The sequence below is a fragment of the Sphingomonas sp. PEI4 genome (assembly GCF_056679955.1).
The window spans coordinates 1-20,204 of sequence record NZ_JBWXPI010000005.1 but is presented as its reverse complement, the minus strand read 5'-3'; the positions used below and the strand labels follow the sequence as shown (position 1 = coordinate 20,204).

The window sequence follows — 20,204 nt, the reverse complement described above, 5'->3', positions numbered from 1 at the left end:
ACCGCTTCGTACTCGACACGTCGGTCCGGCGCGGACCATAACACTAAGAATAAGCCTTATCGCTACCACGCAGGCGCAGCATAGCGTCTTACTGATGGTCCATAGATCGTCGCGCCATCATCGTGGATTTCAGCTGGATAATTAAGTCCGCAGGGCCAGCAGGTTATCGTCATTGAAGTTTCGGCACCTTGTCTGCGTCGAGCCGCAGGGTAGGCTTTGGTTTGTTAGGCGTATCACGCCCGACGGGGTTGCTGGGCCCCATCGTCAAGTCGACCCAGTTGCCGTGACGCTTCATCTCGATCATGCCGCCTGCGGCAAGGTCCTCGAACGCACGGCTATAGCCGACCAGGGATCCTGTACGTACCCCCACTGCCCATCCCGCACCCATTGTCAAAATGATCGAGACCAAGCCGATCGCCATCCACGTCGCCGCCTTCTTCCACGACCATACCCGCGTTCGGGTCTTCAACGTCTGGTGCAGAACCAGGTCGGCGTATTTGTCGACCGTATTTAAGGTCGATACCATGCCCTCAAGGATGACAATGATTTCGTAGTTTATCTCGCTTGTCTTGCCGATGATCTGAGACACCTGGCCCTCTGTCATCCTGCCGAGTGAGGCATACATATCACCCGATGCACATGAATATTCATGGATTTTAACGAGGTTCTGCCGCAACTCTGCAATTATCTCGTCATAGTCTTTGACATCGGACAAGTCAGTTATCGTGTTCTCCGCTAGCCGAAATTTGCCCATTCCACCCTCCGCGCAAGTGTTGTTGCAGACTTTAGCTCGATGTGGCGTAACGTAGTGACGATCGTGACGCTGCATGCAGGAACATATTCAGCCCGTCTGCCGGCAAGTCCCAATCGTCGCACCGTTCACTGCCCTGCCTCTGCCGAGTCTTTAATGGGCTCAGTCTACAGGTCGTAAGAGCGCAATCGCTTCCTCAATCACCTGAGCGATCGGTATGTCGCGCCCGTTCGCTTCGGCGTAGATTTGCTCCACTGTGCTAGGGTGAAGTCGGACATTGAACTGTTGAGTTCGGCCAAGGATCTTTCTTTGACGCCGCGGCGGAGTGGCTGCGGTCTCGCTCGCTTCCGGACTTCTTTCGGCGATGATTCCGTGCCGTTTGGCGACAGCCGCAACCGCGTCCTCAGTAGGAACCGAGCCGGTATCACGAGCCGTAGGTTTCAGACCGTCCAGCAGACTGCGACGCTTCATCTCCGTCATGCCGCGTTCTCCCGCTCAGTGCTTTGAATTAGCGCGACAACCTGCGCAGCGAGCGCCGCTGCCTCGGCGTTCGCCTTATCTAGCCCCGGCACCTCTCCCTTCGGGAGGTTGGCCAAGGTTGTATTGTAGCTGAAAAGACTTTTGTACGCCGTGCGCTCGACGATACGCCCAATTACAACAATATCGCTTTCGGCGATCTGACCTTCGAGGGCTGCTATCTCGCGCGATCTGATCGCTGCGGGCACACGAGACCAGAGAAGACCATGAGGCGTTGGTCGGCTATTTACCCCGGCGCTGTCCCTTATCAGAGCAACCGTAGCTACGGCGTCCTCGACGTCTGGAGCGCTTAAATTCGCCGGAATAATGACTGCGTCACTTATCTGCGCGGCGATAGCGAGACTGAAGTTCGCGGAGCCCTCTACATCGATAATGACCAAGTCGGCTTTTGCTGCGGCAGCATCCATCGCCTTCCGCAGCGTCGTATGATCCGCTGCGCTAACGGTCAAACCGCTTGGAAGCGTCCCGTTTGCGGCCCATCGCACGAGCCGCTTCGATGGATCGGCGTCTATTATGTGGACCGTGTACCCATCAGCGGTGAAGGCACTGGCAAGGATCAGAGCCGTAGTTGATTTCCCGCAACCACCCTTGGTGGACGCTAGCGCTACAATCGGCATCTACTATCCCCTCGTTAGCCTGTAGTGACGCTCATGCTTTCGTGTCGTCATCCTGTCAACACGCTTGCGACGTGCTTTTGTCACCCTGTCGCTAGCCATATGTTATGATAACGACCAGTTAGCGACATGCTAGCAGTTCGCTAGCGTCCCGCTATCGGGAGTGGTACGCCGCCTAGATGACGTGATAGCAACACGCTAGCGTTGTGCTAGCGGAGAGGGGACCAGTCGTTTCGGTACGAGGGCACGCTGGATTTAGAGGTGTAGCCCTACAAACACTAACCCGATCGCGAGTGTTCCCGCCAACGTTTTGCCAATGCCCAACAGGCGGGCGACGATCCCACGCCTAGTGATCCTCCATGTTCTATCGATCGCGGTTTTCATGCTCAGCGCACCGTCTACGAGCAGAAGTGAGCCTATGACGAATAGGAGTATCGTTACTGCCTTGGCGAAGGTTCTCGCTTCCATTTCGGACAGCACGAACGACGCGACCAAAATCATTGTCACAACCCCATAAGCGGAGCCCAATAGGTCGATGACATTGCACAGCCGATAGAGCCGTCCTGGGCCTAGCGTCCGGGCCATCGTCAGGGGCCTTCGGCAACTCAAGCAAGGCTCAATGTGCCAGGCCGCAGGATAGTCAGTGGGTAAGATACCGCAGCAAGGGCATCTCACATCCAGCTGGCGCGTGAGGTTGCGACCTGTGACAGCTTTTGGTTGAAGTGCAGCTTCAATTCGCCTGCTGGTCGTCATACGCCCGATCTTCCCAAACGATGTTATCGTCATCAGTGCCGTATAGGTTCACCGGTGCTTCGCCCTTGAAGCAGTCCGGATCACAGTGAACTATGGGTCTTCCGCGACACACCATTTGCTTGCCATCTGCCATGACGGGCCAATTTCCCAGTCGTTGGCAGCGGTTGTTATGCCGGTCCATAAACCCGCAGGGCACTGCGATTGGACTTGTGTCTACCGCGAGGGCGCCGTGCTCATGATTGTCGGCAGAGTAATCAACGATCTCGCCAGCCGGTGTGAACAGGTCTGTCTGCGTCATCATCGCCGTGGCCTATCTGCTGAAGGGAAGGGGAGGTGGTCTGCGTTTCCGCTCCACACCTCTCGCTCCTCGCCCTCTTCTCTCTATTGCCTCGGGGCCGGCGCCGTTCCAGCGGCGGTCGGAGCCGCTGGGCCAGGCTGCGAGCCTGCAGGCGTTAGGCGCGTTTGGGCCTGTTTTGTCAGTTTTGTGAACGCGTCGAGCATTGCGAGCGAGGTTATTTTGCCCATGTCCGTGCTGGTATAGGTTCCACCCAACGCACCTACGCCAGCGTTTGCCAAGATCCCGCCGCCAAGGATCGAGAGGTCCTTTTTCCGAGCCGATCCGGTTGCTACCGCCTGTTGAATACCGGTCTTCACCTCGACCAGGGTTAGCATGGTCTGACTGGCTTTGACCTTCTGCTTGAAGCCAAGGCCACCCGGAAACATCGAGCCCAGACCGCCACCGCTACCGCCAGAGTCGTTGTCGGAATACAGGACCTTCGCTTGCAGCAGATAATCTGCAGCCTTCAACGTGGCCTGATTGTTCGCGCCAGCGACTGATCCACCAGCAGCAAGCTGCCGCTCGCGCTGGAGGGCATCGAAGCCCTCTCCGCGGTCGACGACTTGGAAACAGCCCGACTGTGCCACCAGCAATTTGAGCAAGGGGAGGGGGTCGACACGCTGGCTTCCACCGTTTTGGGCTTCAGCCATCCGGATTAGAGCCGCCATACCGGCAGGGAGCCCGTCCGCGGGGCTTGCCGAGCTACGTTCTTCCACAAGGGCGATTGTTCCTAAGGGACGGTCGCAGCGAGGCACCTCCGTGTTCTCATCAATGCCAATGCCGCCCTTACCAAGCTTTTGCGCGGTCGCGGGGGTAGCGGCGATCGCCAGCATCCCAAGGATTGCGAGTGTCCGGTTCATGTGTGTTCCCCTTGTTCAGTTGAGCGGTTTTGGGTTGGTAAAATTGATGCTGGTGTGCAGGTTGCCGGCCGGCGACCGATTTAAGTCGATCCATCGACTGGTTCGCCGTGTGAAGACCATCGGTCGCACCACGGTCTCATAGGTGGTCGATGTACCGAACCACGTCTTCAGGCCGTGCCACTTGTCCCCCTCGATGATCTTCATCCGGTAAGTGCCAGGTGGCACCGGTACGGATACATCCTCGTTTCGGTTCACATAGACAGAGATGACGTGCTGATCTGTCTTCCGATCGAACAGTTGTACCACTGCATTTGCCTGCGCCGCGTTCACCTTGATTTGTGAAGTAGCCGTTTTCGGGTCGACGCTATCATTGACCGTGACGGTCCCGGACGCGGGGAAAGGCAACTCCGCGGCACGGTCTGGAATCCAGCCGGAGCGTTTTGCCTCACGATAGGCTGGGATCAGGACCGGTATCGCCCACAGCAGGAATATCCATTTCTGCGCTGGGTACGTCCGACTGTGGCGCCTGGGTCGATGCCGGTTCTTCTGATAGTCGAAGCCACGATTTGCGGCATCGAACCAGCCACCACCAACCCCGGTGTTGGTGCCGCTGCCGCCTCCGCCAATCCAGCTAGCGCTTCCAAGCGGCACCGCCTTTCGGTCTCCATGAAGCTCCCGTCGGCCTTTGCGGTCATTCCACCATGTCGTTCCAGCGCCCAGTCCTTGGCGCTGGCGATAGCGCTCGCGCATGTAGTCGCGGTCATCAATGCTCATTTGCGACACTCTTGGCGTCCTGGGCTCGCCGATTGACTGCGCGGCGGTGCAGGACACCGAGCTGCTGCGCGAAATCGACGATCACGTAGGAGAATTGGTCCGCGACATCCTGCTCGGCATCACATGTCGGCGCGATCGAGGCAGCCGCTAGTACCAAGTGCGCAGCCGCGATCGGATGCTCCTGCATCAGGTGGAATGACTGGGTTCGGAAGCTATCCGCCAATTCTGTGTCGCATATTTCAGCCGGCGTCATTTGCTTGGCCGACGCCTGGTCCTGCTTAGCGTCCGCCATGGTCGCTCCCCACGATGATTTGGTTTTTCTGCATGTCCGCAGGCGTGAATGTCGCGCCTTGGCCGTGCCATTGTGCGCCGATCATCGCGCAGGCGATCGCCCACAGGATTGTAAAGGCTGCAGTACCGCCGATTAGCCAAATCAAGAGCGTGGCCATTCGTCGGCGCCGGGGCAGACGGATGGATCTTGGCTTATGAGCGTAATTTGCTTCGAAAATGACGCCATCCGTCGGCACGGCATTCAAGCGCGTGGCTCGGCCACGCTGCCGGTTCGGTTCACGCATATAGTCGCGATCAGCGAGCCCCATGACTGGCCTCCGGCTGTTTCCGATGGGTCGTGAGAGTTGCGTCGTGGATGGCGGCCGTTTCTGGCTCATTCTCCTTCTCTTCGTCGCCTGTCACGACGCTGGAAGCGGATTTACCGCTCTGAAACCGGATTCCAATCAGCTCCTCAAGTCCGCGTGGATTAGGCTGATGATCGGCCGCAAGCTGTTTGCCGATCGCCATCAACGTCTTTACTGACACGCCGGTAGAGAACATCCGACCAAGCGGGCTTATTCCCCCGAATTCCGTCCATGCTGCAATGAAGTTGTCTGCCTTGTAAATACGCACGTCGGCGCCGACCTTCGAGCGGTCGATCGAGCCTTCCGGAGGGATGATGACGAACGCGCCGATCGTCTCGAACGCGACGTCATGCCTACGCGCTTTCAGCCAGTCCCTGAGAACCTTTGCTTGGCGTCGGGCCTGTTCCAATGGGTTGGGGATGTCGACCGGCCGTCGCCGTCCCTCATACCAGACGTGCCATTCATTATGCTCGTTCTTGGAGATCCGGCCACGATAGTTCTTCACCTCGACAACAGCCGCGGTGCGCGACAGACGTGACAGAATGACGTGATCGAACTGGGCGAACCCGCCGATACCGTCAGGGAGCCGTAGATCGTGCAAGAGCGCGTGGTTGGACGCGTCGTGGAAGTGGCGATCAAGGATATGCGCGGTCGATCGCTCACCGTTTAGTCCGCGCTTTCGGTTCATCGTTTCCCTGCGCGCGCGCTCTGGCAGCTGGTCAAAATCCGAATTCGCCATGAAGGCGGCGATCGCCTCGCATTCTTCTACTTTAGTCGACGGCTTAACGATCACGTACTTTTCCCCTTTATTATAGTGAGCTTCAGCAGCAGCCTTCGGTCCGAGCCTGCCAAGGCACAGCCTGCAGTGACATGTCTCGCAACCTCGTGCCGGAGCCGGTCGCGGAATGAATTTGGACGATTTGGACCTCCCGCCCGGCGTCCACCTCAAGCCGTGAAACGCAGTCGATGGCGGCCTGGACAGAGCGGCATGCACCGTCGTTGACCCCGGCACCGGCGTTCAGGAACAGCACTGATCTAGGACTTGTGGTCAGCCAGCGACGAATGGACGTTGTGGTGGACGACGTACCGGCCGCAAACCGTCCGGCATCCTCTTGAAGACGCGCTAACGCCGTCCAGCCTGCCCGGTTGTCGGTGGAGACGTCGAGGTCCAGGCGCATCGCGTCGGCCAATAATTGATACCCGAAAGCACGAACTTTTTCTGAGACGTCATGCAGTCGGGCACCGGGTCTTCCCGCCACGTCCCAAATCATCTCGCCGAGCACACAGGTGAGACGGTTGTAAATGATGGGTTCCAGGCCGTCAGACCTTAAGATTGCTTCGCCGGCGCAGGCGAGATCAAGCTCAGTGACGTGGTCCGCGAAGAAGTCCCAGTTGCCGATTTCTGGGTCTAACAAAAGATCCGCATCCTGGGCGGCATGCAGACGTGCGAGTTGGCTACCTTCGTCGACTATCATCAAGCGTCCGCGACCTCCTCGCGCTTGTGTCAAAAGCAGCTTGAGGATGTCTGCTGGGATAGTCTCACTGGTGCCGCATAGGATCAGCGTTGTGGGCGTGTGGGTCATCGTCACATATCCAGGCTGAGGTTTTTCTCGGGAAGGCCGCGGATCTGGTCACCGGATCCGATCATTGCGGGCAGGGCGCTAAGGTCATCCATGTCGAGCGGACGCATGCCTAGCTCGTCGTCCTTGCGATCGGCACGGACATCGCGGCGGTCGGCATCATCACCGTCCTTAACCGGAGGCATTTCGCCATCTCGGTTCTTCATGTCGGCATAGTCGGTGGTCGATGCGCCCATTGGCGGCAGGTCGGTCATATCGAGGCTAGCTGGATCGATCAGGATCTTCTCGCTGCTGGCCGCGTCGAGACTCTCCATCGCTTTGGTCAAGGCGTCGTCGGCCGATTTGGTCTGCGCTGAGGCTCCATCGATATCGAGGCGGCCTAGGCTTTCCAGTGAGGACGTCTTGTTACCGGGGTTCCGGTCTAGCTGCATCTCGAGCTTCTTCTGGTTGTCGACCACGATGGTCAGGTCGTCTCGGACGCGCGTGACGATGACGTTGGTCAGACGCTTGTTGGAGAGGTTGCTCTCGTAGCTGTGCATTGCCGCGATGCCTTTGTCGGCAGTTGCGCCCTGCGCCATGTGCGCATTCAAGGCATAGGCAAGGTCTAGCCGCGAGAGCATCGGATCGGCTTTCTCCAGCGTCAGCGTCTCCTTTGACGCCAGCTCGACGGTGACTCGCCCGTCTTCAATGCCGGTGATCGTGGCCGTTGCTGCGTTGTCGATGCCGCGTCCCTTGTCGTTCGCGGTCCAGCGGATACGGTCGCCCTCGTGAACCTTAATTGTCTCAAGCGTGGTCAGCTGCATTCGGTCGCGATCGATCAGCGGGTCAATGCGCTGCGGGCTAAATTTCACCCGTCGGCCGTTGCTTTCGATCTCCACCTTGTTGGCAAACACACGTTTGACCTCGGCCGTGCCGTGTCTAAGATTCAGTTCAGGGACCTTGCCCTGGATATGAAGGGACTGACCCGGCTTGTAGATGTGCGCATAGCGCAACTCCTCGCGGGTACTGTTGACCGCCTGGTGGACGGTGAGAAACAGCGCTTCACCCTTCAGTGTGCCTTCCTCGACCAGACCGGCCTGCACCCTGCTGTTGATGTCACGCCGGGCCTCCCGCCCGGAGGTGAAGATCGCGGTGACACTTCTATCTTCAGGCGACAGCGCAAGCCATAGGTCGGCCGCCTTTTCGGCCGGGTTGGCATCTTCCACGACTTTATCACCGAGCACCCGCAACGCTTCCGAAGCCTTCCCGATATTGGTGAGGGCCGCGACGGTGAGCAGCTGGTCGGTGCGTTGACGGATGTTCTCGTCCATCCGCGCCATCCCCACACCGGCCGCCTGCTGCATCGCGAAGGCTTTGCCCTGGTTGATGGGCAGGAGCTGCTGTCGATCGCCGATCTGACCGAGACGCTCGTTGCCGAGCGCGTCCGCGATCGTAAGCAACTTCAGCATGTCGGGGTTGGAGACCATCGACGTCTCGTCGATGACGATGATCGTGTCTTTCATCTCCGCGCGCTTTGCCTGCGCCTCCGGTGTGTTGGGATTGGTAACGTGCTTCTCGTTGTCCCAGATGAAGGAGGCGATGGTCTGGGCCTCGATTCCAGCGTCCTTCATCTCGGAGACCGACATCTCGCGCGGCTTCAGGCCCTCTCTGAGATCGGTGACCATCTTGTTCTGGAAAGCGAGGCCCAGGACGCGCTTGCCTTCCTCGCGTGCGACTGCGGCAGTAGCCTGTAGCATCGTCGATTTGCCGGCGCCGGCGACGCCCTGCACGACGACGATGCGATCGGTGCTGGACACGAGCAATGTAGCCGCGGCCAGCTGGCCCGGGTTTAGCTCGAAAGGGGAGGCCGCCTGTAGCCGATCAGGAGCGTCGGCTGCGGCGACGATCGGTGTTGCGCCGCCTTTACCGGCCTCAACCATGCTGAGGATCCGTATTTCCGTCTGGAGCGCCTCTGGCGTCGTCACGGCTGCTACCGTGTTGCCGTTGACCTGGATCTTACCCGCGAGGAGTTTCTCCTTCTCCAGCAACTGATCGATCCGAGCGTCGATGTGATTTATGGTGACGCCTTTCAATCCAAGATCGAGTGCTGTCTTGGCGACGCGATCGGTCTCGAAGGCCGCCTCACGCTGTCCGTGGATGCGGATCGCCGAAGCGACAGCGAGCTGGGCGTTGGCCTGACCGGCGGATTGCACCATGCGAACGAAACCGCGATCGACCAGCGGATCAGGGGAGCGTAGCATCCCCGACACTGTTTCCATCGCCACCTTCACCGCGTCCGCGATCGCGGTGTAGCCACGCCCTAAGGGGCCAGCGTTCTCACGTTCGGCCATCTTGGCGGACGCGCCCAAAGCCCCTTCGAGAAGCTTCTTACCGTCGAACCCGTGCTCCGCGGCCTTCTTCATCCAGTCGAGCACCAGACCGTCCCGGTCTTCCACATTCAGCTTGGGATCGCGTGTGTTAACGGTGACGGTATCGCGGCCCTTGGCCGAGACTATGCCCAGTTCGGCCGCCTTCTCCATTATCTGTTCGCGGCGCTGGCTGAACGTCTCCAGCACTTCCTTTGGAACGCCGACAATCTCGAACGTGCCGTGCTTCCCAGTCATCTGAACCTGGTAGCCAAGCTTCTCCATCTCATCGCGCAGGAAGCTATGGTAGATCGAGCCGATCACGCTGTTGCTCGACCAGATCCGGTCGGCATGGAGAGCATGTAATTTGTCGTCCGGACCCCGCGTCATGTTGGCGACGATCGCGTGGATGTGTGCTTGCGGATCTAGTGCCCGGCTCGTGTCGTGTTGGAACAGCGCATAGACCAGATTGCCGGTCTTCACCGTCTCGGTTTTGCCGTCCTTGGTGATGCGAGTTTCAGCAAGGTTTTTCTCGACCCAGGCCATGGTCTGCTGGACCGCCTTGGTCTGCGCACCGTCTGGTCCAAGGATGCGCTTATCGCCTGCGATATAGGCCATGACCGACACGGACTTAGGCGCGGAGAACGTCAGATCGTACCCCGGACGGCGAGACTCTTTCTGCTCGACCACCTTATCGCCTGACGGCAGTTCACCGTTCAGCGCCTTTGCAAACGCCTCTTGTGTGACTGTGCCAGTAAGCCCCGCCGCAGCGGCCTCCGCGCCGCCCCATAAGCTAACGTCGCCGGCCTTCTCGTCGGTGTAATACTCCCCCGCAACGAAGTCGTCCTTGGTGAAATATTTGGCGGCACCTGAGGCCGATTTGACGGATGCGATCGAGTGCATAGTTAGTAGCTCAGTCCATCGTCTTCAGGTCCATCGGGAAAGGCGTCGCGTGCCTCGCGGATCGACAGGTCTTCCGTGCGTTCAGCCATCGGCGTGGGACCGCTCTTGTGAGTCTCATTGCCTTGGCCTTGAGGCTGCTCCGTTTGGACGCTCGTTAACGGCGATCGTTCGTCACGGTGGTCGTCCCCGCCGCGATCACGCATGTCCTCGAGTAGTACTTGCGGCTCGCTACGGGCCGTGGCCTCAATCGGCGTGCCGTCTCGTGAATTATCGACTTCGCCCTCGGTCGGTTGCGACAGGATGTTGGTGGCGAAAGCGTTGGCCTCGTTGGCAGGCGCAACCTCGTCCTCATCCAGACCCGGCGCCTCTCCACGCCCGACGTCATCACCACCACCCTGCGGCTTGCTACCTCCTCCGCGAACAACTGCGCTGGGTTCGTCCGGCTTGCCGGGTTTGCGAGCGATGAAGCCTTCCGCAACTGTCGGGTAATGCTCCCATTCGAGGCGGATGCGGGCGGCGGGAAAACCGTCGGGAAACTTCACGAAGCCATGCAGGCTGGGCAGGTTCATGATGTCGTCGGGAATAACGAGCGGCTCGATCTGTTTGCGCGGGGTCAGCGTCGAGGCGTCACGGGTATTGTTGTAGCCGTAGCTGTAGCCCTCATCCATCTGCCGGATCTCGCGGTTGCCGATGTAGCGAGAGCCCTGCTCCGCAGTGTCGAGATCGGCCGCAGCGAGGATCAGTTTGGTACGTGCCAGGGAGGACAGATTGCGCGCATTCTCCTCGCCGTAAACCTGTACGAGCTTGTCGAATGAGTGCAGTCCAAGGACCATCGCGCCACCAAAGTTGCGAGCGGTCTGGAGGCCATTTTCGATCGCCGGGAGGCGATGCAGCGCTCCCAATTCGTCGAACACGAACCAGGTCCGTAGATCGCGTGTTTTCCGCATCGTCATGAGCGAGTGGATCGCCAAATTGGACCAGAGCGTGAGGAGCGCTCGGTTCATCTCCAAGTCGGTGTAATTGGACGTGATGAAGAGGATCGAACCGGGCTTCTTCTCCGACGTCATCCACTCCTTGATCGAGTATTGTGGACCGTCGTCTGGCAGGAAGCGGAGGACCTGCGCGTTAGTGTTGAAAACCGCACGGATCGATTCCGCCATTTTCGCCGCCTCAGGCGCCGTGATGGGATCTGCGATGGTGTTGGCCAGATGCTTGTGGACCAGCTTCAGATCGGCGGTCATCAGGTTGTCCGCCAGTGCCTTGTTCGACGTCAGCTTCTTCTCGATGAGCTTCATGCACATCTCGATGAAGAGGGTCCGGGCGGCGAGCGCCCAGAAGGGGTCTGCGGCTCCGCCATCGGATGGAATCAACGCACCAGCAGCGGCCGTGAAATCGCTGTAGGAATGGCAGTCGTTGAAGATCGTCCAAGCCGGGCAACGGGCATCTGCCGGATTGAGGATCGTGTCGCGCTCGGGATCGTAGAACGCCTCGACATACGCCCCGGTCAGGTCGAACACGACGGCGGTATCCTCGCGCTCCCGCATCTGCGCCAGAAGCTTGCGAAACACGGTCGTTTTACCCGAACCGGTGGTGCCGAGCGTCATGAAGTGCGACTGCTCGAGACGATAGGGAAACGGGATCCCTGCGACGCTGTAGGGGTGATGTATGCCACCGGCCTTACGCGCCCTGAATTTGAGCTTCAGGACCTGCTCCGGCGCCTGTCCCGGATAAAGCCTGGCCGCCTCTTTTACGAACTCGGCTTTGTTGTGCGCGGCGATCTCGGAATAGAGGAGGTCCCGATCGACGAGCATCGCGCCGCGCTCATGGCGTTCCTGGATCATCGCCTTCCCGCGACGGGCTGAAAAATCGATGTACCAGATCGACAGCGGGATCGTGATGCACGAGGCGATCGCGATGGACCCCATGAGGCCCTTCACGGCTTTGTGCCATGCGAGAATGACCTCGGGCACGTAGGGCACGTAACCCATATACGTGTGTCGCACGCTGTTGTCGGGTAGCCGCAGGTTGATCTTCTTCATCGGGTCGAACGAAATCCAGTCCCACAGCGACGACAGAATGCGCATTGAGATGAGCTGGACGTTGTTCTCGTCGAGGGTGATCGACAGGATCGCGGTGTAGGCGATGACGAAGACGCCGAGCCACATGTAGGCGGGCATCTTGATGCCCTGCAGCCACATGAGAACCTGGGTGTTGAGAAGCTGGCTACCGCGGGTGAAGTTGCCCGAATTACGCGGTGGATCACCTCGCGATGAGTCATGCTTCTGGGGGATCGGCCGCTTGTCGTTGCGGATGTCCTTGCGCGGCTTTTTGGGGTCATCACGCGCCATGGTGAAGCTTCATGCGACGGTCGGTTTCTAGGACGAGTGTCTCACGCAGTTCCGGGTGGTTTTCCCGGATGATCGCGTCGAGCGCTACCTGCATGTACTCGGTCACGCGTAGGTGACGCCGACTGCTATCCGATAATAGCTTGAGCCGGTCGAGATGATGTTCGATTGCACGACGGATAACGTCAGAGGGTGTGCAACCTAACGAGGCTGCCTCGACGTCTATCCGATCACAAAGGTCTCGGGGCATCCGGACCGTGCAGTGACGATAGGATTTCAACTTCCAGCTCCCTAGCAGGGGGACTGGTGGAGCTTCCGAAAAGCAGTTCGGTATAACTGGCGGGCTGGAGATCAGCAATAGCCAGATTGCCTTGTTTACAGGAAACGTGTCACAGCGTGCCACGCGAAAGCTTCGTAAAACCGCGATTTTTGCAGTGTGGCACAACGTGCCACGGAGGGTGGCACGTTGTGCCACATGCCTAAATACTTCTAAGCTGTTGACTTACCACCGGAAAAGGCAAGCGCAGCTTGCGTAGGGTGTGCTGTCAATTGCCAAGATTTCAGCCCTATTTTGCGGGTTGGTTTTCAGCCTCTATTTGAGACGGTTTCTGGCGTTTAACGAGGCACTTAGGCGCGCGGGACAGCGCGCTCAGCCACGAAATCCGGCCTAACGTCTTACGCCGATGTTCTTTATTTGACCGGAATTGGGGAGCAGATAGCCATCATGGCGATCCGATGTGTGACGCCTTGTCAGCCAGCACCTGGCAAGCTGCCAGTGAGGCATCAATGATGATGTCTTACTGCGCGAGAGAGCGAACTGAAGCTCCATACGCAGCCTCTTGTTCGCTGCTCGTTGACGTCATTAATGATGGCCGCCACCGGTGACCACGGCTGGGTGGACGACGAGGGTTTGGAGGTTCGGCTGCACGGCTCCCAGGCCGGCAATGTTACCGCGTAAAGCAAAGCCGAAGCGCAGCAGACTGCGGCCGGTCGCGGGCGCTACAGGGGACGTTGGCGCGCCGTCGAACATCCACAATACTGATTCCATCGTCTATGGCGTGAAGCTGCTCGGCGGGCATTTCCGCACCGGTGCCGCGTACGGTAAAATCGAGACCTCGGACGGACGGGGACGCCCATAAACAGACGCCGGCGGACTGCGTAACACGTGTCGATTTTGCTACGTAGTGCACCACGATTGGCATGGGATTCTATCTTACGCTTCCTGTTAGGCGCTAAACCGGTTGGCGCACGCATGGCCTACCGATAGGGGGACCTGTGACGAGGGAAAAATTGTGACTGAAGAGCAAAAAAAGCGCCTGGAGCAACAGCTCTGGAACATTGCCAACACGTTGCGCGGCAAAATGGACGCTGACGAGTTTCGGGACTACATTCTCGGCTTCATTTTCTACAAGTATCTCTCTGAGAAAATGCATCGTTATGCGAACAGTATCCTCGCTGAGGACGGGGTCGAATATCTCGACGTGCAAGGAGGCACAGCTGAGGGCGACGCGATCCTTGATGCCGTGCGCGAGGAAGCGACCGAGCAGCTCGGCTATTTCCTGAAACCCGTCGAGCTGTTCGGTGAGATCGCCAAGCGCGGCAACAGCAAGGGCCCGGCCGGATCTAGCCGCTTTATCCTCGACGATCTGCAGACGATCCTCGCGAATATAGAGCGCTCCACTATGGGCACCGACAGCGAGGACGACTTCGATAAACTGTTTGAGGATCTCGACCTTACCAGCACTAAGCTGGGCCGCACCGCCGAGGCCAAAAACGAGCTGATTGCCAAGGTACTTGTCCATCTCGATGCGATCGATTTTGAACTGGAGAAAGCCGACAGCGACGTGCTGGGCGACGCTTACGAGTATCTGATTGGTCAATTCGCCAGCGGCGCGGGGAAGAAGGCGGGCGAGTTTTATACGCCAAAGGAAGTCTCTACAATTCTTGCGCGTATCGTCACGACGGGCAAGAAGCGCCTAAAGTCGATCTATGACCCCACCTGCGGTTCAGGCTCACTCCTGTTGCGAGTGGCGCGCGAAGTAGAAGAGGTCGGCCATTATTACGGACAGGAGATGAACCGGACGACGTACAATCTCGCCCGTATGAACATGCTGCTTCACGATATCCATTATTCGCGATTCGACTTGCGCCAGGAAGATACGCTCACCCACCCGCTATTCGATACGGATGCTCGGTTTGAGGCCGTTGTCGCAAATCCGCCGTTCTCGGCGCACTGGAGCGCGAACGACATATTCTTGGCGGATGATCGATTCAGCCAATATGGGCGGCTCGCACCGGCATCGAAGGCAGATTTTGCGTTCGTCCAGCACATGATACACCATCTCGACGAAAACGGCACGATGGCCGTGATACTGCCCCACGGAGTACTGTTTCGCGGCGCGGCGGAGGCGCATATTCGCCGCTACATGATCGAGGAAAAAAACTGGCTCGACGCTGTGATAGGACTGCCTGCCAATATCTTCTACGGCACTTCCATTCCGACATGCGTCCTGGTTTTCAAGAAGTGCCGCGAACATGGCGACGATGTGCTCTTCATCGATGCGAGTGGCGACGGCAATTTTGAGAAACGGAAAAACCAAAATAATTTGCGAGATGAAGACATCGACCGAATTGTCTCCACCTATCGCGAGCGACGGGAGACTGAAAAGTTCAGCCATCGCGCGACCATGGGGGAAATCGCCGAGAACGATTTTAACCTCAACATTCCGCGCTATGTCGAAACGTTCGAGGAGGAAGCGGAGATCGATCTAGACAAAGTGATCGCTGAGCTAAAAAGGATTGACGTCGAGATGGTCAACGTCGACGTGAAAATTACCGCTTTTTGCGCCGAATTGGGCGTCAAGGCCCCGCTGTGAGCAAGTCCTATCGTCGCATCATGCTGGGCCGCAAAAGCGTGTATGCGCAGCAATGCTATGACGGCGGCTTCGTCGGCGCGTATTGGGGTTTCGACCAAGACCTTTCTGGTCAATTCGGCACCGACTGGCGTGTGTTCGGCGGTAAGTTCAAGCCGGTATATCTCGCCAATCATCCCGAAAAATCCAAGGTTGCGGCGGGATTAGCCTGCGGCATGCTATGGACAATTTGCCAAGGCATGCAAAAGGGCGATATCATCCTGTCCCCCGATGGCGATCGCGCTTATCTCGCCGGGGAAGTGACTGGAGATTATTACTACGTCGCCGGTGACGTGCTGCCGCACCGGCGAAGGGTAAAATGGTTTACCAGTCGCATCGCAAAGACGGACATGAACGAGGCGCTGCTCAATTCAATGGGCTCGATCGGCACGGTGTCCGACATCACCAAATATGCAGCCGCAGTCGAACTGCTAATTGGCCGCGACGCCGTGCCTGGAATCACCGCCAGCCATCCCGTGATCGAAGACCCAAATACCTTCGCATTGGAAAAGCATCTTGAGGATTTCCTCGTCGCCAATTGGGCGCAAACGGAATTGGGCCGCGGCTATGAGATTTTCAGCGACGAGGGAGAGATAGCGGGGCAGCAATATCCTAGCGACACCGGCCCGATCGACATTCTTGCAATCAGCAAAGACCGCAAGGAATTGCTGGTAGTCGAATTGAAGCGCGGCCGCGCCAGCGACGCGGTAATGGGGCAGGTTCAGCGTTATATGGGCTACGTCTCAGCTGAATTGGCTGAGGAGGGCCAACGTGTACGCGGCGCGATCATTGCGATGGATGACGACCTACGGCTACGTCGGGCGTTATCGGTGACCGATAAGATCGACTTCTATCGCTATAAGATTAGTTTTCAGTTGGTGAAGTCATGAACGAAACGCCTAACCGGCCTGAAGCGCCAAAGCTCCGATTCCGCCGGTTCACGGCAAGTGACCAAAGTTCGTCAATACGTCGCCACCAATTTGACGAAATATTCGATTTCTCGACGGGTAAAAGTATAAAGCAAGGCGAGGCTTCGCCTGAGCTCTCAATCCCGTGTGTCCGATACGGTGAGCTATACCACCTTTATGGTGAAGTAATTCGGAGCGTTGTAAATAAAACGGACCTTCCGGTAGACGAGCTCACTTTCAGTCGTGGTGACGAAATTTTAATTCCGTCCGCAGGTGAGGATCCGATGGATATAGGTGCTGCCTCCGCCTTAACGTTGGCCGGTGTTGCAATCGGACGGACTATCAACATCCTGCGGCCTAAAGATCGGTCGATTATTTCACCGATCTTTGCTGCCTATTACATCAACTCTGTCTTGCGCACGGCAATAGCAAAGCTTGCACGAGGCTCAAGCATCAGTAACGTCTACAACTCGGACTTGAAGATTTTGCATTTGTTCGCACCGTCTCTGCCCGAGCAGCTCGAAATTCAGGCATTCCTCGAAAGTGGCGATGAGCGGATCCATCTGCTTAGGCAGCGGCGCACGGCACTGCAGGCATACAAGAAGGCAATGACGCAGCGCCTCCTATCAAGAAAACTGCGCTTCTCGCGCGACGACGGTACCACGTTCCCCGATTGGCAAGAGAAGCAACTCTCTGAAGTCCTATTCGAGCACGGAGAGCGAGGTACCGGGGGCGAGCGAGTGCACTCAGTCTCCGTACACAAAGGCGTGATTGATCAGGTCGAGCATTTAGGCCGAAGCTTTTCGGCTGCGAATACCGATCACTATAGTCTGATCAAGCCTGGAGACCTTGTCTACACTAAAAGTCCAACCGGTGACTTTCCGTTCGGGATCATAAAGCAAAGCCGGCTAAACGTACGTGCAATTGTTTCACCGCTTTATGGGGTCTTCACCCCCGAATCCTACGCCCTTGGCTATATACTAAACGAGCACTTTCTTTCCGCGGTCAACACGCACAATTATCTGAAACAGTTGGTTCAGAAGGGTGCAAAAAACACCATTAATATTACGAATACGAGATTCTTGCAGGGCAAAATGACACTCCCCGTCGATTACGAGGAGCAGAAGAAAATAGCCGATTTTATCGCTGCGCTTGACGTCAAGATCGATGCCGTCTCGACCCAAATAGAGTCTATGCAAATGTTTAAAAAGGGTATGCTGCAGCACATTTTCGTACAGCCGCAAATATGATAAAGCTACGTAACATCATTGAAGAAAATGACAGGCGCTTTCCCGAATTTCGCGAGCTCGTGGTAATTATCGACGCATGTGAGAACGAAGGTGCAAGCCCCGACACAGTCCTGGACTGCTCAAAGACTATCATCGAGTGGGCAGCTAAAAACATTTTGCTATATCTTGAGCGCGGGATGGATGAGCGGCAGATTGAGGGCTTGCCATTTGGCGGAGCTGTCAAGAAGGCACTATTGCAGTTGGCCAATTGGAGCGAGGATTTTGAAGCAGATTTTGTTGACAAACTGCTGAAGCCCATCACTGCGCTGTCTGAGATCAGGAATAAGCGCGGGGATATCTCCCATGGGCACAAGGCACCTAAAGATAACAGCTCTCCGGGACTGGCCGAGCTGTTCAGGGCATATGCCGAGGCTATGACCTTCTACATGCTCGACACGTTCTTCGAGATCGAACATGATTTGCCAAACTACGCCAGAAACCCAGACTTTAACGATTTCCTAGACGCAATAGGCAGCCCGATTGGCTCATCGCCGTACAGTCGCTTAGTTTATGACAACGACTTTCCGTCATATCAAAGCCAACTAGATGAATATTTGGCGAGCCTGGAGGGTAAGCTATGACCGCCCAGTCTGAACATGCTTTGGAAGAGCAGTTGATTAGCCGTTTGACGGGGTTAGGATACGAGCGGGTCATTATTAGAGGTGAGCGCGAGCTCCTTACGAACCTCAAGCGGCAATTGGAGAAGCACAACGAAGTAGTGCTGACTGTAGCCGAGTTCGAGCGTGTGCTGAACCACCTCGACAAAGGCAATGTGTTTGACCGCGCCGAAACGCTACGTGACCGAATGGCCCTCCTACGCGACAACGGCACAACCTGCTGGCTGCGCTTCCTCAACACGGAGGAGTGGTGCCGAAACGAATATCAAGTGACGACTCAGATTGCTCAGGAGGGAACGTACAAGAACCGATATGACGTAACGCTTCTTATCAACGGACTTCCGCTCGTGCAGATCGAACTGAAGCGGCGCGGGTTGGAGATGAAGGAGGCATTCAATCAGATCAATCGATACCAGCGGCATAGTTTCTGGAGCGCTCGCGGGTTATTTAACTATGTTCAAATATTTGTTATATCGAACGGTGTTAACACTAAGTATTATGCAAATCAGCGTCGACAAAGTTTTAAGCAAACGTTTTTTTGGGCCAAGCGCGACAATAGTATAATATCGCATCTTGATGAGTTTGCAGATTCGTTCCTTGAAAAATGCCATATTTCAAAGATGATCAGTCGCTATACAGTATTACAGCAGACTGACCGCGTATTGATGATATTGCGACCTTACCAATACTACGCTGTGGAGTCGATTGTCGACCAGGTAAAGACGGGACGCAAGAACGGCTATATCTGGCACACCACAGGGTCAGGCAAAACCCTCACCAGCTTCAAAGCAGCACAGGTATTGACGCAGCTTCCTAAAGTAACGAAGGTGGTGTTCGTAGTCGATCGCGCCGATCTGGATTACCAGACAACCCGTGAGTTTAATCATTTCGCCAGAGGTAGCGTCGATGGGACGAGCAACACCGCCGCGCTAGTGAAGCAGTTTGGCGACGACACTAAGCTGATTGTAACTACGATTCAGAAGCTGAACCATGCAATCGGCAAGGATCGCTATGATACAACGATGACTGCTCTCAAAGGTAGTCGAATCGTCTTTATCTTTGACGAGTGCCACCGGTCACAGTTTGGCGAGACGCATAAGCGGATTACCAATTTCTTCACACATGCACAGATGTTTGGCTTTACCGGGACACCGATATTTGCTGACAACGCCAGCCGCAATGATCTTGGCAAGCGGACGACGCGTGACCTGTTTGGAGAACAACTGCATCAATATGTCATCACCGATGCGATCCGCGATCAAAATGTGTTGAAATTTTCGGTTGAGTATTGGGGTAAGCTGCAACGCAAGGACGGAAGCCTTATCGATGAAAATGTCGTCGGGATAAACACTAAGGAGTTTTTCGAGAGCCCCGGTCGCACTGACGGAATCGTGAAGTGGGTAATCGACAACCATGCTCGAAAAACCCACGGCAGAGACTTCACCTCGATCATGGCAGTCAGTGGCATCGCGGCACTTATTCAATACTATGAGCAGTTCAAGGCGCGCCGGGCGGCTGGCGAGCATGACCTTCGCGTTGCCACGATCTTTTCTTTTGGTACCAACGAAGACGATAAAGACGCCGATGGAATTATTGGAGAGCCCGATTTCGATCTTGGGCCGAATACGCTCGCCAATCAGCATAGCCGGGAGAAGCTTGATGAGTTCATTCTTGACTATAATCAGCAATATGGCACAGCTTTTAGCACAAAGCAGCATGACGGATTTTACAATTACTACAAAGACATCGGACGTCGGATAAAGGCACGTGATAAGGAGGCCTTCCGCGAAGATGACCGAGTGGACATTCTTTTAGTGGTCAATATGTTCCTTACGGGTTTCGATGCGAAGAAGGTTAACACGCTCTACGTTGACAAAAATCTGCGGTATCACGGCTTGATCCAGGCGTATTCGCGCACAAACCGTATTTTAAATGATTTGAAGAGCCAGGGGAACATCATCTGTTTCCGAAATCTTAAGTCTAATACGGACGAGGCGATTGCGCTGTTCTCTGATAAGAGCGCAAGTGAGACCATCCTGATAGA

General features: G+C 56.6%; 16 protein-coding genes and 1 pseudogene. 5 read left to right on the top strand and 12 right to left on the bottom strand.

What is annotated here, in order from left to right; all coding sequences use genetic code 11:
• Window positions 1–169 precede the first annotated feature (169 nt).
• From AC1MLZ_RS23340 to AC1MLZ_RS23285, 12 genes and pseudogenes are all read right to left on the bottom strand, one after another.
• Window positions 170–715, bottom strand: coding sequence for a hypothetical protein (locus AC1MLZ_RS23340; RefSeq protein WP_480962235.1), 546 nt, complete (start codon window positions 713–715; stop codon window positions 170–172).
• A 198-nt stretch (window positions 716–913) separates the two neighbouring features.
• Window positions 914–1,231, bottom strand: coding sequence for a hypothetical protein (locus AC1MLZ_RS23335; RefSeq protein ID WP_480962234.1), 318 nt, complete (start codon window positions 1,229–1,231; stop codon window positions 914–916).
• Window positions 1,228–1,905, bottom strand: coding sequence for an AAA family ATPase (locus tag AC1MLZ_RS23330; RefSeq protein WP_480962233.1), 678 nt, complete (start codon window positions 1,903–1,905; stop codon window positions 1,228–1,230). The genes AC1MLZ_RS23335 and AC1MLZ_RS23330 overlap by 4 nt, the downstream gene beginning before the upstream one ends.
• A gap of 1,131 nt (window positions 1,906–3,036) precedes the next feature.
• Complete coding sequence (locus tag AC1MLZ_RS23325; protein WP_480962232.1) at window positions 3,037–3,852, bottom strand: CsgG/HfaB family protein; 816 nt, start codon at window positions 3,850–3,852, stop codon at window positions 3,037–3,039.
• A 15-nt stretch (window positions 3,853–3,867) separates the two neighbouring features.
• Window positions 3,868–4,626 carry a hypothetical protein gene (locus AC1MLZ_RS23320; protein ID WP_480962231.1) on the bottom strand — a complete coding sequence of 253 codons (759 nt, stop codon included), beginning with the start codon at window positions 4,624–4,626 and terminating at the stop codon, window positions 3,868–3,870.
• Entirely contained in the window at window positions 4,616–4,918 is a 303-nt protein-coding gene (locus AC1MLZ_RS23315) for a hypothetical protein (RefSeq protein WP_480962230.1), read from the bottom strand. The genes AC1MLZ_RS23320 and AC1MLZ_RS23315 overlap by 11 nt, the downstream gene beginning before the upstream one ends.
• The gene (locus AC1MLZ_RS23310) at window positions 4,905–5,225 is read right to left on the bottom strand and encodes a hypothetical protein (protein WP_480962229.1); all 321 of its coding nucleotides are present in this window, start codon (window positions 5,223–5,225) and stop codon (window positions 4,905–4,907) included. Before AC1MLZ_RS23310 ends, AC1MLZ_RS23315 begins: the two co-directional genes overlap by 14 nt.
• Entirely contained in the window at window positions 5,212–6,054 is an 843-nt protein-coding gene (locus AC1MLZ_RS23305) for a nuclease-related domain-containing protein (RefSeq protein WP_480962228.1), read from the bottom strand. Before AC1MLZ_RS23305 ends, AC1MLZ_RS23310 begins: the two co-directional genes overlap by 14 nt.
• 28 nt (window positions 6,055–6,082) lie before the next feature.
• On the bottom strand, window positions 6,083–6,844 hold the full coding sequence (locus AC1MLZ_RS23300; RefSeq protein ID WP_480962227.1) for a hypothetical protein: 762 nt from the start codon (window positions 6,842–6,844) through the stop codon (window positions 6,083–6,085).
• Window positions 6,845–6,846: 2 nt separating this feature from the next.
• Window positions 6,847–10,089, bottom strand: coding sequence for a MobF family relaxase (gene mobF / locus AC1MLZ_RS23295; protein ID WP_480962226.1), 3,243 nt, complete (start codon window positions 10,087–10,089; stop codon window positions 6,847–6,849).
• Window positions 10,090–10,091: 2 nt separating this feature from the next.
• Window positions 10,092–12,437, bottom strand: coding sequence for a type IV secretion system DNA-binding domain-containing protein (locus AC1MLZ_RS23290; protein ID WP_480962225.1), 2,346 nt, complete (start codon window positions 12,435–12,437; stop codon window positions 10,092–10,094).
• Between the two features lie 157 nt (window positions 12,438–12,594).
• Window positions 12,595–12,684, bottom strand: a pseudogene (locus AC1MLZ_RS23285) (hypothetical protein); the annotation flags it as partial.
• A gap of 1,042 nt (window positions 12,685–13,726) precedes the next feature.
• Between AC1MLZ_RS23285 and AC1MLZ_RS23280 the strand changes: the two are divergent.
• The 5 genes from AC1MLZ_RS23280 to AC1MLZ_RS23260 form a co-directional block, all read left to right on the top strand.
• Window positions 13,727–15,310 (top strand): type I restriction-modification system subunit M, encoded by a 1,584-nt coding sequence (locus AC1MLZ_RS23280; RefSeq protein WP_480962224.1) that lies wholly within the window; start codon window positions 13,727–13,729, stop codon window positions 15,308–15,310.
• Complete coding sequence (locus AC1MLZ_RS23275) at window positions 15,307–16,236, top strand: endonuclease NucS domain-containing protein (RefSeq protein WP_480962223.1); 930 nt, start codon at window positions 15,307–15,309, stop codon at window positions 16,234–16,236. The genes AC1MLZ_RS23280 and AC1MLZ_RS23275 overlap by 4 nt, the downstream gene beginning before the upstream one ends.
• Complete coding sequence (locus tag AC1MLZ_RS23270) at window positions 16,233–17,504, top strand: restriction endonuclease subunit S (protein WP_480962222.1); 1,272 nt, start codon at window positions 16,233–16,235, stop codon at window positions 17,502–17,504. The genes AC1MLZ_RS23275 and AC1MLZ_RS23270 overlap by 4 nt, the downstream gene beginning before the upstream one ends.
• Window positions 17,501–18,124, top strand: coding sequence for a hypothetical protein (locus AC1MLZ_RS23265; RefSeq protein ID WP_480962221.1), 624 nt, complete (start codon window positions 17,501–17,503; stop codon window positions 18,122–18,124). Before AC1MLZ_RS23270 ends, AC1MLZ_RS23265 begins: the two co-directional genes overlap by 4 nt.
• On the top strand, window positions 18,121–20,204 hold a 2,084-nt coding region (locus tag AC1MLZ_RS23260; protein WP_480962220.1), incomplete at its 3' end, for a type I restriction endonuclease subunit R. The genes AC1MLZ_RS23265 and AC1MLZ_RS23260, both read left to right, overlap by 4 nt.

Coding starts and splice junctions, on each gene's coding strand:
- AC1MLZ_RS23270 (WP_480962222.1), top strand. CDS start 16,233: ATGAACGAAACGCCTAACCGGCCTGAAGCGCCAAAGCTCCGATTCCGC.
- AC1MLZ_RS23335 (WP_480962234.1), bottom strand. CDS start 1,231: ATGACGGAGATGAAGCGTCGCAGTCTGCTGGACGGTCTGAAACCTACG.
- AC1MLZ_RS23325 (WP_480962232.1), bottom strand. CDS start 3,852: ATGAACCGGACACTCGCAATCCTTGGGATGCTGGCGATCGCCGCTACC.
- AC1MLZ_RS23265 (WP_480962221.1), top strand. CDS start 17,501: ATGATAAAGCTACGTAACATCATTGAAGAAAATGACAGGCGCTTTCCC.
- AC1MLZ_RS23310 (WP_480962229.1), bottom strand. CDS start 5,225: ATGGGGCTCGCTGATCGCGACTATATGCGTGAACCGAACCGGCAGCGT.
- AC1MLZ_RS23315 (WP_480962230.1), bottom strand. CDS start 4,918: ATGGCGGACGCTAAGCAGGACCAGGCGTCGGCCAAGCAAATGACGCCG.
- AC1MLZ_RS23330 (WP_480962233.1), bottom strand. CDS start 1,905: ATGCCGATTGTAGCGCTAGCGTCCACCAAGGGTGGTTGCGGGAAATCA.
- AC1MLZ_RS23320 (WP_480962231.1), bottom strand. CDS start 4,626: ATGAGCATTGATGACCGCGACTACATGCGCGAGCGCTATCGCCAGCGC.
- mobF (WP_480962226.1), bottom strand. CDS start 10,089: ATGCACTCGATCGCATCCGTCAAATCGGCCTCAGGTGCCGCCAAATAT.
- AC1MLZ_RS23290 (WP_480962225.1), bottom strand. CDS start 12,437: ATGGCGCGTGATGACCCCAAAAAGCCGCGCAAGGACATCCGCAACGAC.
- AC1MLZ_RS23300 (WP_480962227.1), bottom strand. CDS start 6,844: ATGACCCACACGCCCACAACGCTGATCCTATGCGGCACCAGTGAGACT.